The sequence below is a fragment of the Empedobacter sp. GD03865 genome, from assembly GCF_029840775.1.
Classification (GTDB): Bacteria; Bacteroidota; Bacteroidia; order Flavobacteriales; family Weeksellaceae; genus Empedobacter; species Empedobacter falsenii_B.
Genome location: NZ_JAOCDF010000049.1, coordinates 1 through 12,412, shown reverse-complemented (window position 1 = coordinate 12,412; position 12,412 = coordinate 1). Strand labels below are relative to the sequence as shown.

General features: G+C 33.1%; 7 protein-coding genes. 6 read left to right on the top strand and 1 reads right to left on the bottom strand.

Annotation, left to right across the window (positions count from 1 at the left end; genetic code table 11):
- Positions 1-2,576: 2,576 nt before the first annotated feature.
- The gene (locus N5D46_RS14025) at positions 2,577-2,924 is read left to right on the top strand and encodes a helix-turn-helix transcriptional regulator (protein ID WP_280050365.1); all 348 of its coding nucleotides are present in this window, start codon (positions 2,577-2,579) and stop codon (positions 2,922-2,924) included.
- 21 nt (positions 2,925-2,945) lie between these two features.
- Here N5D46_RS14025 and N5D46_RS14020 read toward each other — a convergent pair whose 3' ends face one another.
- The gene (locus N5D46_RS14020; RefSeq protein WP_114999181.1) at positions 2,946-3,785 is read right to left on the bottom strand and encodes a tyrosine-type recombinase/integrase; all 840 of its coding nucleotides are present in this window, start codon (positions 3,783-3,785) and stop codon (positions 2,946-2,948) included.
- Positions 3,786-4,126: 341 nt separating this feature from the next.
- On the opposite strand from N5D46_RS14020, the gene N5D46_RS14015 reads away from it, so the two are divergent.
- The 5 genes from N5D46_RS14015 to N5D46_RS13995 all read left to right on the top strand — a co-directional run bounded on the left by N5D46_RS14015 (position 4,127) and on the right by N5D46_RS13995 (position 12,403).
- Entirely contained in the window at positions 4,127-6,508 is a 2,382-nt protein-coding gene (locus N5D46_RS14015) for a DEAD/DEAH box helicase family protein (protein ID WP_280050364.1), read from the top strand.
- Between the two features lie 2 nt (positions 6,509-6,510).
- A complete protein-coding gene (locus tag N5D46_RS14010) occupies positions 6,511-8,511 on the top strand; it encodes an N-6 DNA methylase (RefSeq protein WP_280050363.1) in 2,001 nt (666 codons plus the stop codon).
- Between the two features lie 372 nt (positions 8,512-8,883).
- Complete coding sequence (locus N5D46_RS14005) at positions 8,884-10,050, top strand: reverse transcriptase domain-containing protein (RefSeq protein ID WP_280050362.1); 1,167 nt, start codon at positions 8,884-8,886, stop codon at positions 10,048-10,050.
- Between the two features lie 35 nt (positions 10,051-10,085).
- Entirely contained in the window at positions 10,086-10,406 is a 321-nt protein-coding gene (locus N5D46_RS14000) for a hypothetical protein (protein WP_280050361.1), read from the top strand.
- A 314-nt stretch (positions 10,407-10,720) separates the two neighbouring features.
- Positions 10,721-12,403, top strand: a complete 1,683-nt coding sequence (locus tag N5D46_RS13995; protein WP_280050360.1) for an AAA family ATPase — start codon at positions 10,721-10,723, stop codon at positions 12,401-12,403.
- Positions 12,404-12,412: the final 9 nt, after the last annotated feature.

The window sequence follows — 12,412 nt, the reverse complement described above, 5'->3', positions numbered from 1 at the left end:
TCACTCTTTTTCCTGTACATCGCGCCAACTTTGTTTTTGGGAAAGGGTTTTTTGTTTTTTATTTCAAATTTGTTCTTTACTTTCATTTTTTTGCTCATCCAAAAAACGAAACAAAAAAAGATGCCGACAGTAGTCTCTCAATGATTCAACTAAATAAATTATTTCCATAAAGTTGATAACTCACTTCGTTCAAACACCTCAACTTTTTTATTCCAATAATTTAGAGTTGAATTGCATTTCGATTCTAAATCGTCGGATTTTTAACTCTTTTTTCAATACTCAAATCCTTTTTTAAAACGGGCACTGAGGCATTCGAAGTGCAGAACCGTATCCAATATGTCATTTCGGGGTATTGAGAAATCTTTCTATCACTTTTTTATTCATAGCATATCTATTTTAATTATAGGTATTCACATGCCCTTCGGGGAAGAGAGCAAAAAAGTAATCAAAAAACTCTTGTCTTTGATTTTCGACGGTCAAAATTAGTTTCAGTCATTGAATGTTTTAAATCATTTGCTGCGCAAACAGTAAAACATTTTAAACATGACTTTCAACTTTTTGACTCTCGTCTCCAAATCATATGACATTTTTTAAATTCATTTTCTATATTCTAATTCAGTTTTAACAACATTTGAAATTAAGAGGAGGAGCCATGGTATGGCTTAGGGATTTCTTTTCTTTAATGTCACTTTTTACTTGACTAAAAAGTAACCAAAAAGTCAAGGCTGTAAATCTCTCTACTAAAAATGATCTCATTTCACTAAAGATTTTAAAAACCCTACGGGCTAAAACCTTTTTAACGTTACATTCGACCATTTTCTTAACGTGAGAGTTTTAATGCCGGTTTCTATATCCTTTTTCTAGTTCAAATTCGCTTTTAACCACAAATTCTAAAACCGTCATTGCTGAAAAGTCGAGCGTCAATTCGGCATAAAGAGTGTTAAAAATGATTTACTGTTCGCATTTTACATGCGAATGATTTAAAGCATTTAGCGAGTAGTCGTTATTGACCGACTTGTAAGCAGAGACTTGATTTTTTTGGTTCGTTTTTTCATCAAGGAAAAAATGAATATAAATATTAATCAACTTGTAACAATTTTTACCTAAGCTCCACTGGAGCTTCTCCTTTTAATTTCAAATGTTTTTTTTATCAAGAAAAAAAATGAATGTAAAATACTTTCTATCACTTTTTTATTCATAGCTTTTCTATTTTAATTATCGGTATTCATATGCCCTTCGGGGAAATGAGCAAAAAAGTAATCAAAAAACTCTTGTCTTTGATTTTCGACGGTCAAAATAAGTTTCAGCCATTCAATATTTTAAATCATTTGCTACGCAAACAGTAAAATATTTTAACCATTCTCTTCAACTTTTTGACACTCGCCTCCAAATCATATGACATTTTTCTAATCCTTTTTTCAATACTCAAATACACTTTTTACAACGAATTCAAAACCGTCATTGCTGAAAAGTCGAGTGTCAATTCGGCGTAAGGAGCGTTAAAAATGATTTATGTTCGCATTTCATATGCGAATGATTTAAAGCATTTAGCGAATAGCCGTTATTGACCGACTTGTAAGCACAGACTTGTAATGCTTTGCATTCATGAATACCATAAAATAATAATAAACCATATGAATAACTTTTTGGTTCGTTTTTTTTATCAAGATTCCCCAAAGGGTATATGAATTCATTTGAAAACAATAATAACTCATGAATAAAAAAATGAATAATCTTAATCATGCATCTCAGCTTTTTGACACTCGCCTCCAAATCATATGACATTTTTTTAATTCCTTTTTCAATATTCAAATTCACTTTCTACAATGAGTTTTGTCATTCTTGACTTGTCTCAGAATCGCATCCTATATATTTGATTTAGACTCCACTCAAACAACTAACATCTAATCTGTACATCATACATTTAACTTATTACTTATAACTCATTACTTACAACTTAAAACAGGTAGTAGCCCCAATAAATTTGGAAAATGATATTAAACGTTTTACATTTAGTGTGCGAATAAAAAAGATAAAACGAATGCTTTCAAAGTCTCATTACTGAGGCTCTGATAGAGAGCGTGTAAAGAAAGGAGAGCCCTTTGCTTTACGATCCGTTAAATGTTATAAAACGGAGGTTTGTTCTTTAAAAGAATGGAAAAAACAAACAGACTTTGTCTGGCGGTTTTTTACGGATGAATGGAATTTGTTTCGTTCTCATTTTGTGTTGGGTTTTATGGAACGATGCTTCTCGTGTATGAAGAAATACTTGCAAAAAAAAGCAAGGAGCGCTCTCACACTTTAGAACCATGGGCGACCAAACCCAGCTTTAAAATTCGAAAATTCATAAAGCTTCAACCTAAAGCTAATGTGAGAACCGCTCACATGCCTTATACAAAAGTAATACTTTTTTAGACATAGAGCGATTTCACGGTGTTCTCGATGGAAAATTGGTCGTTTTGACTCGAGATTCATCGTTTAATTATGACTATTAAAAGTCTAATTATCAATTCGCTTATACAAATATAATAATATTATTTTAATATCCAACAAGTTGGATAAACAACTTTTATTAAATGAAGAAATTATTTGATTTTGAAACTACTCAATTTGACTTTGACTTGATAAATCACGTGAAAAATCTTAGGAAGGAACATGGATTTACTAAAGATGAACTCAGTTTAAAAATGGGGGTTGCTAAATCTTTTGTTGGGAATGTAGAATCTGCTACACAGAGACACAAATACTCAACCCGTCACATCACTCTTTTAGCAAAAGCATTCGGGTACAAAAATATTGGTGAGTTATTAAACTTTCCAATTCCACAATACGACAGAATTAAAGTTACGGTAGAACAGACTTATAATGAGGCAGGCACTAAAGTATTGAAAAGTGAAGTGGTGAAGGTTGTTGAGATAAAATAATATGTTAGATTTTACAAATTATCACAAAAAATCTAAAGGACTTGGTGTAGATTTTTTATCAATATCTGTAATGTGCGTATAAATCATGGTAGTTCTAATGTCGTTATGACCTAATAATTCTTGAACTACACGAACATCAATTCCACTTTTTATAAGATGAGTAGCATAGGAATGTCTTAATGTATGTACGCTGCCTTTTGATAAAACACCAGCTTTACTCATGGCGTTTTTTAAAATTAATTGGACACTTCTTTCGCTGTATTGATCGCCTTTTGCGCCTTCAAACAAAAAGTCTTTAGGTTGATAAACCTTATAGTATTCTCTCAATAATAGCAAAAGTTTATCTGGCAAAGCAACTATACGATCTTTGTTACCTTTACTTTGACGAATAAGAAGTAAATTACTTTCTGATTTTATATCTGCAATTTTTAAATTTATCAATTCGCTTAGTCGCAATCCACAGCTATAGATTATGGTAAGAATAGCTTTATGTTTTAAATTTTCTGTTGCATTTAATAAATTTCGTACTTCTTCTTGAGAAAAGAAAGTTGGTAATTTATTAACTTTTCGTTTCGGATAAAGATAATTTAATTCAATTTTCTGATTTTCAACTAATTCAAATACTTTTTTAATTGCTCCAACCAAAGAACGTTGATAGGAAACACTGATATTTTCTTGAATTACTTTTGTATTGATAAACAATTCGATTTCTGAAATAGGAATTTCATCTAATCTATTGTATTTTTCCATCTGTTCTAAGAAAACTTGGGTGTAACCACAATACGATTTTATGGTATTGTTTGCATATCGTTGTAATTTTAATCGATTTTGCAACGTTTTTAGAATCGTTTCGCTATCCATACATTCATTATTACATTTTACATCAAATTACTTCGTGATACATGAATATTATTTTAGTAAGTGTCTAATTTACAAAAAAATAATTATATTTGCTTCTAATTTTACGAAATGCAGATATAGGTGATTTTTTACGAAACAAAAGCTAGATCAGTTTCGTGAAAAAACAATGTTACAAGCAACCCTAAAAGACGACACTGCAAAGAATGAACAGACAGAAAATCGACATAAAAGCCAACCGCACATTTAGCACATTTGGTTTTGCCCGACACACAAGCCAACGCTTCGCAAAACCTAAAGAGCTAAATTTTGCCAACGCACCGACCGACAATAAAAAGTAGAACATGAACAAAAAGGACTTATCAGAAGCTGACATAAAAGAAAAGTTCATCACTCCTGCCGTGACAAAAGCGGGTTGGGACGAACAAACTCAACTTGGACGTGAAATATTTTTTACTGACGGACGGATTTATGTTAAAGGTAAAATGACAGCAAGAGGCAAACGGAAATTTGCCGACTACATTCTGTTTTATAAACCCAACGTTCCAATTGCTATCATTGAGGCAAAGGACAACAATCATTCTGTAAAAGCTGGCATTCAACAAGCACTTGGTTACTCAAATACGCTAGACATTCCCTTTGTTTTCAGTAGCAATGGTGACGGCTTTTACTTTCACGACAAGACCGTAACAAGCGGAAATATTGAAACTGAACTTTCAAATGACGAATTCCCAAGTCCTGAACAACTTTGGGAGAAATATAAAAAATACAAAGGCATTGAAGACAAAGAAGTTGAAAGCGTAATTTCTACGGACTATTTTTCTGATGGCTCTGGTCGCTCACCAAGATATTACCAACAAATTGCCATTAACAGAACTATTGAAGCAGTTGCAAAAAAGCAAGGCAGGATTCTTTTGGTCATGGCAACAGGAACGGGAAAAACCTATACGGCTTTTCAGATTATTTACAGACTTTGGAAAAGCGGAGCAAAAAAACGTATTCTGTTTTTGGCAGACAGGACTTCACTTATCGACCAAACTGCAAGAGGAGATTTCAGGCATTTTAAAGATGCAATGACAATCATAAAGCATAAACAAATTGACACAGCATACAATGTTTATTTAGCTCTTTATCAAGGTTTGTCGGACAGCAAAACTGATGATGCGTACAAACAATTCAGTCCAGAATTTTTTGATTTGATTGTAGTTGATGAGTGCCACAGAGGAAGTGCAAAAGAAGATAGCAAATGGCGTGAAATATTAGACTATTTCAAAACGGCTACTCATTTAGGTATGACGGCTACGCCAAAGGAAACTAACGAAACTTCAAACATTGAATATTTTGGTGAGCCCGTTTATACTTATTCACTAAGACAAGGAATTGATGATGGCTTCCTTGCTCCTTACAAAGTAATTAAAGTAACACTTGACATTGATGCCGAAGGTTGGAGACCACCAAAAGACTTTCTAGATAAATACGGAAATCCAGTTGAGGATAGAATTTACAACCGAACCGACTTTGATAAAAACATTGTTGTTGATGAACGCAGAGAATTAGTTGCAAAAAAAATAACAGAATTTCTAAAAGGAAATGACCGTTTTGCAAAAACAATTGTTTTTTGCATTGATATTGAGCATGCCGAAGGCATGCGAACCGCATTGGCTAACGCCAATGCCGATTTGGTTGCTCAAAACAATAAATATGTAATGCAAATTACAGGCGACAATGAAGAAGGAAAAAGAGAGTTAGACAGCTTTATAAATCCAAGTGAACGCTATCCAGTTATTGCGACAACTTCAAAATTGATGACTACTGGCGTTGATGCTCAAACTTGTAAACTTATTGTTTTAGATAGCAATATCGGTTCTCCAACAGAATTCAAACAAATTATTGGTAGAGGAACACGAATCAATGAAGAGTACGGAAAAACGTATTTCACCATAATGGATTTTAGAAATGTAACCAATCTTTTTGCAGACCCTAATTTTGATGGCGACCCTGTAATGATTAAAGATGTTACTGAGGATGATGATATTTCAGGAACTGATGATGAAACAACAGACGAGCCAATTGTAGATGTTGTTGATGGTGGTGACGTAGAGTTTCCACCCGAATATCCAACTGTTACTGGTGGTGGTTTCATTGTAGCAGAGCCAAACCCAAGAGAAAAAATAAGAGTGAACGGTGTTGAAGTTAGAATTGTAAATGAACGTGTTCAATATTTAGGAGCAGACGGGAGAATAATAACTGAAAGCCTAAAAGATTACACCAAGAAAAACGTAATTGAGAAATACGCAACGCTTGAAACATTTTTGAATTCATGGAAAAATGCTGATAAGAAAAAAGCAATCGTTGAAGCATTGGAACAACAAGGAATTTTCTTTGAAGCCTTAAAGGAAGAAATCGGAAGAGACTTTGACCCTTTTGATTTGATTTGTCATGTGGCTTTTGAAGCAAAACCATTGACAAGAAAGGAACGAGCAAACAATGTGAAGAAAAGAAACTACTTTACTAAATACGGAGAGAAAGCACAATCTGTAATTAAAAGTTTGCTTGACAAATACGCAGACGATGATTTGCTAACTATCGAGAGTTTAGATGTTTTGAAACTTGACCCATTAAACAAATTAGGTTCGCCACTTGAAATAATCAATGCATTTGGCGGTAAAGAAAATTACATACAAGCATTGAAAGAATTAGAAAACGAACTTTATAAAGTAGCATAAGAATGGCAAATGTTGGAGCTGTAATAAGCAGTATAAGAAATATAATGAGGCAAGACAGAGGTATCTCTGGCGATGCACAACGATTAGAACAATTGGGCTGGATGTTGTTTCTGAAAATAATGGACGACAAAGACCAAGAATTAGAGGTAATAAAAGACAATTATGTTTCAGTAATACCTGAAAAATTCCAATGGAGAAATTGGGCTTCAAACCCCGAAGGAATTACTGGTGACGAATTGATAAACTTCATTGATAGCAATGAACTAACAAACAAAGGTCTTTTTCTATCATTACGAGAATTGAAAAGCACAACGAATCCGAAACGTGCAATGATAGTGAAAGAAGTTTTTGATGGCACAAATAACTACATGAAAAGTGGTTATGAAATGCGTAAGGTAATCAACAAGCTAAATGAAATAGACTTTACAAAATCAGAGGATAAACACGTTTTTGGAAACATTTACGAAAGCATTTTACAGGAGTTAAGAGACGCAGGAAACAAAGGCGAATATTACACGCCAAGAGCTGTAACTCAATTAATGACCATGATGACCAATCCGAAATTGGGCGAAAAAGTGTTAGACCCTGCAGCTGGAACCGGTGGCTTCTTAACTGCTGCTATCGACCATGTAAGAGATAATTATGTAAAAACCGTTGATGATGAGGCTATTTTACAGACCTCAATTACAGGTTGGGAGCTAAAACCAGTTGCGTATGTGCTTGGTTTAACAAATTTGATACTTCACGAAATAGATGTTCCAGATTATCATTACATAGACAGTTTAAAGAAAGAGTACAATAGTATCGGTAAGAAAGACCAGGTTGATGTAATTCTTGCAAATCCTCCATTTGGGGCAAGTATTGCGGACGGAGTGGAAACCAACTTTCCCGCTAACTTTCGAAGTAAAGAGTCAGCACAGTTGTTTTTAGCGTTGATGGTTCAATTATTAAATAATAACGGCCGTGCTGCTGTTGTTTTACCAGATGGTTGTGTAAAAGGTGATGGTGCAAGAATTAGAGAGAGACTTTTAGAAACATGCAATTTGCATACTATTGTAAAATTACCAGAAACTGCTTTCTTTCCTGCAACGGTCAGCACTAATCTCCTTTTCTTTGAAAAAGGTGAACCAACAAAAGAAATCTGGTACTATCAACATAAGTTTCCCGAAAATCAAAAAAGCTACTCAAAAACGAAACCAATTGACTTTAAAGAATTCACGGACATTATTAACTGGTGGCACAATAGAGAAGAAAATGAAAATGCATGGAAAGTTAAGGTTGAAGATTTAGTTGATTTTGATTTAGACATCAAAAGGCAGGTCGTTTCAGAAAGAAAAGAAATCGATTTAACAAAAACTATTACGAACCTTAAAACGAAAACAGTTCAATTTCAAAATTTGATTAATGAATTTGAGCAAAAAACATTTTCGAATAAAAACGAAATAAAGCCAATCAAATCATTTTTAAAAAGAATTAAGAAACCAATTGACATTGAAGATGATGTGATTTACAAAAGAGTTACCATCAAAACTAATCACAACGGAATTAGTCTTAGAGATGAAGAAATTGGTGCCAACATTGGTACTAAAAAACAATTCACGGTAAAACCTAATCAATTCCTGTTGTCAAAAATTGATGCTCGAAATGGAGCGTTTGGAATTGTGCCCCCTGAACTGGATAATGCAATTATCACTGGCAACTTTTGGACTTATGAGGTTGATAAAAATATCGTTGATATTAATTGGTTCTTGTATTTCACGGAATCTCACCATTTTATAGATATATGCAAGACCGCTTCTACAGGCTCGACACACAGAAAATACCTTGATGAGACAAAGTTTCTCAATCATAAAATTAACGTACCTACAATTGAAGAACAACGTGCAATAGTTAACCAGATTCAAAATGTTAAAGAACTTCAAACATTGAATTTTGAAATTCAATTTGAAAACGATAACCTATACACTGGTGTACTTGATAGCTACTTTAAAGAAACTAACTAAAACAATAAAATGAAAAATATATAAGATTTTGGGGGCAGAGGGTCGAAATGATACGTTTTGCTAAATGGTACCACGTCTAGGACATACGCTAGCTGGGAAGGACAATACCAATTTCCAAATTTTCCTGCAAAGGAATTAATGAGGAAAGAGTTATCAACAGCGTAACAACTGTTGAAGCCCTGAAGTTGGTTCTGCGGATGGATTTTCTAAGCATATTTATTGTGTTTATGAATTTACTGACAAAGATAACAATTTCTATACCTGAGATGAGTAGCGTTGCCTCCCTCGAAAGAGGGTCAAAGCTTCGACAGAGCATGTACATTTTTAACCTGCTACTATTAGTATCTGCCCCCTCTTTTTAAACTTGATTAAATGGAATTACAAACGTGGTTTAAAACAAAGAAGTATCCTCATATTGGTTTACCAATTACAATCAAAGATTATAATTGGGTAAAGGAGTATGTTGAGAATTCTGAAAAAGTTAGAAAACATAGTTTCCTGCCGTTAATTCACAAATCAATTGTAAAAAGAAAATTTCGTACAGACCTATCAGCACCTGTTCAAAATCCAAGCGGTAAAAGAAAAAGAGTATTAGGCAAGCCAAAAGTTCGTGATATTTACTTTGCCTCACACATTGACTCATTAATTCTATCCAAGTACAATGAAATTTTAGCTAGTGCTTATGAGAAGTATATCGAAAATCTAAATTTTAATGAATCTGTAGTAGCATACCGCAAAATTCCAATTTCAAAGGGTTCTGAAAAGAATAAATGCAACATTGATTTTGCAAAAACTACTTTTGAATTTATACAAAAGAACAACACGAAAAAGCTTACTGCAATCGTTGCTGATGTCACTTCATTCTTTGATAATCTAAATCATAAAATCTTAAAAAAACAATGGACAAGGGTTCTGAATGAAACTACCCTACCCAAAGACCACTATAATGTATTTAAGGCTCTTACAAATATAAAGTACATTGAAGGCGACCAATTGTTTGAAAGCTACGGCAATACAATGATGGTTAAAAAGGGAATCCCAAATTCTTCACACAAAACCGAATTTGTAAGAAAGCAAATAAAGAACAGCAAATTTTTCAAAGAAAAAGGGGCTAGCCATTATTGTGAAAAAAAGGAGTTTCTAAAGAATAACCTCAATCTTGTTATTTCAAAAAACAATACAGAAGGAATACCTCAAGGAAGCCCGATTAGTGCAACATTGGCAAATATATACATGCTAGATTTTGACCAAGAAATCTTTGATAAAGTTTATTCCATTGGAGGGTTTTATCAGAGATACAGCGATGATTTAATAATTGTTTGCGAGCAAGAGCATGAAAATGAAATAATACAACTAATCAGAGATAAGATTGATACCCTAGTTGATTTGAAAATAGAACCAAGTAAGACTAAGGTTTTCCGTTTCGAAGAAATAAAAGGAAGGTTTACGGGGTTCGAGATAGATGAAAAACCGAGACACCAAATTTCAATAAGACTTTGGAATATTTGGGATTCTCGTTTGACGGACAAAGAGTTTTGATAAAAACTTCAGGTTTTTCAAAGTTTTATAGGTCAATGAAAAGTACATTTAAAAAATCAACCTCCTTAGCTATTCACAGTAAAAATCCTGACAAGAGTTTATTCAAGTCAAGACTTTATAAACGATTTTCTCATAGAGGTGCAAAAAGAAAACTTATTTATAGACCGTCAAAGGCGGACAAGACAGTTTACGAAAAAACAAACGAATACTATTGGGGAAATTATTTGAGCTACATTAACAAAGCAAATGACTCAATGAAATCAATAAACGGAGACAATTATGTTAAAAGACAAAGCAGAAGATTTTGGAAAAATTTCAATGACTTAATGAAATTCCATGAAGCAAGACTCAAATAACAAGCCAACGCTAAAGGCATACACATTTGCAAGCCCCACAAGCCAGCCCACAAGCCAAAGCTTGCAAAAGAGTGTGCCTTTCCAACCGCACAGACACAGCAACACAGCGGACAGACAAACCACGACCGAAAGAAGGGCAGCTTGTAACATCAGTTTTGCAAAATGGCGGGTTAAGTGCTTCTATGACAGCTTAGTGCAAGGTTTAAGTTCAGTTTTTCAATTGAAATTTTGTGCTGAAAATCCGCCACTTCGCAAAGCCGAGAACCGTTAGCGGAAATGCAAAACCGAACTCCTTTAAAAATAACTAAATAATTATGAATCCAAGATTTTATATTGAATCGATTACCTACAATAATGACCAAGTTTTACAATGTGATAAAAATGACATAATTGTATTTGTAGGTGCAAATAATGCTGGTAAAAGTGCGTCTTTGAAAGAAATTGCTCTAAAATTTCGTTCAAAAGCAACTTCCAGCAAAATAATTAAAGATATACAAATAGGAATTGAAGGAACTCAAGAATTATTTGCCGATTACATAGAAAAAAATTCTATAAAAAATAATAATTCAGGTTATCAATCATATTCAGGCTATGGTTATAATATCGGAGTTAATGATGTACAACATTATGTTAGAAATTTCCAAAATGGCATTGATGCCTTGTTTCCGATTTATGCAAATGTATTAAATACAGAGCAAAGACTTACGGCTTCAAATCCTGCTCAAAACATTCAGTTAACAAAAGAGTCAAATCAACATCCAATTCATTTTCTTCAAAAAAGTGATGAAATGGAAAAAAAATTTAGCGATTATTTTAATATTGCATTTGGAAAAGATCTAATAGTACATAGGAATGCCGGAACTATTGTACCATTATATGTAGGTAAAAAACCAATACCTAAAGAAGGTGAAGATAGAGTTTCAGAAGGTTATCTTAGAGAATTAGAAAAACTTGATTTACTGCACGAACAAGGTGATGGAATGAGAAGCTTTGTCGGTGTTTTATTAAATTCTTTTATTTCAAACCATAATATTTTATTTATTGATGAACCAGAGGCATTTTTACATCCACCTCAAGCAAAACTACTAGGTAAAATGTTAGCTCAACATTTACCAAAAGAAAAACAACTATTTTTGGCAACACATAGTGAGGATTTCTTAAAAGGAATATTGGATGGAAATCCAGAAAATTTAAAAATTGTGAGAATTAATAGAAATGAAGATACTAATAATATTAATGTTTTAAACAAAGAAGACATTGATCGTATTTGGAAAGACTCACTTTTAAGACATTCAAATATATTAAGTGGTCTTTTTCATACGAAAGTTGTTATTTGCGAAAGTGATTCTGATTCGAGATTTTATTCTGCAGTTCTAAACTCACAATTTTCTGAGGAAAACATTAATGTTCCTGATATTTTATTTGTAAATGTAGGTGGAAAACATAGAATTCCAGTAGCAATTACAGCACTAAACAAACTGAAAGTTCCTATAAAAGTTATTGCTGATTTTGATGTTCTGAATAATGAAGAGCCATTAAAAACAATTTATAACGAATTAGGTGGCAATTGGGATGATATAAAATCAGATTGGACTTTAGTTAAAATTGAAATAGACAAGAAAAGACCTGAATTTTTAGCTGAAGAAGTAAAGAAAGAAATCGTTGAAGTATTAGATAGTATTAGCGATCGAATATTTCCCAAACCAAAAATTTCTGAAATTCAAAAAATATTAAAAAAATCATCTCCTTGGACTGAAGCTAAAGAAGTAGGAAAAGCATTTATTCCTAGTGGGAATGCAACACAAGCCTTTGATAGAATACAACCCAAATTTATTGAGGTAGGCTTACTTATACCTGAATCAGGAGAACTGGAAAGTTTTGTAAAAAGTGTAGGAAATCATGGCCCTAAATGGCTTAATGAAGTATTACAAAAAGATTTAAAAAGTGATCCTGAACTATTAAATGCTAGGAATTTTGTTAATAAAATACTAGAATAATGCACTTCC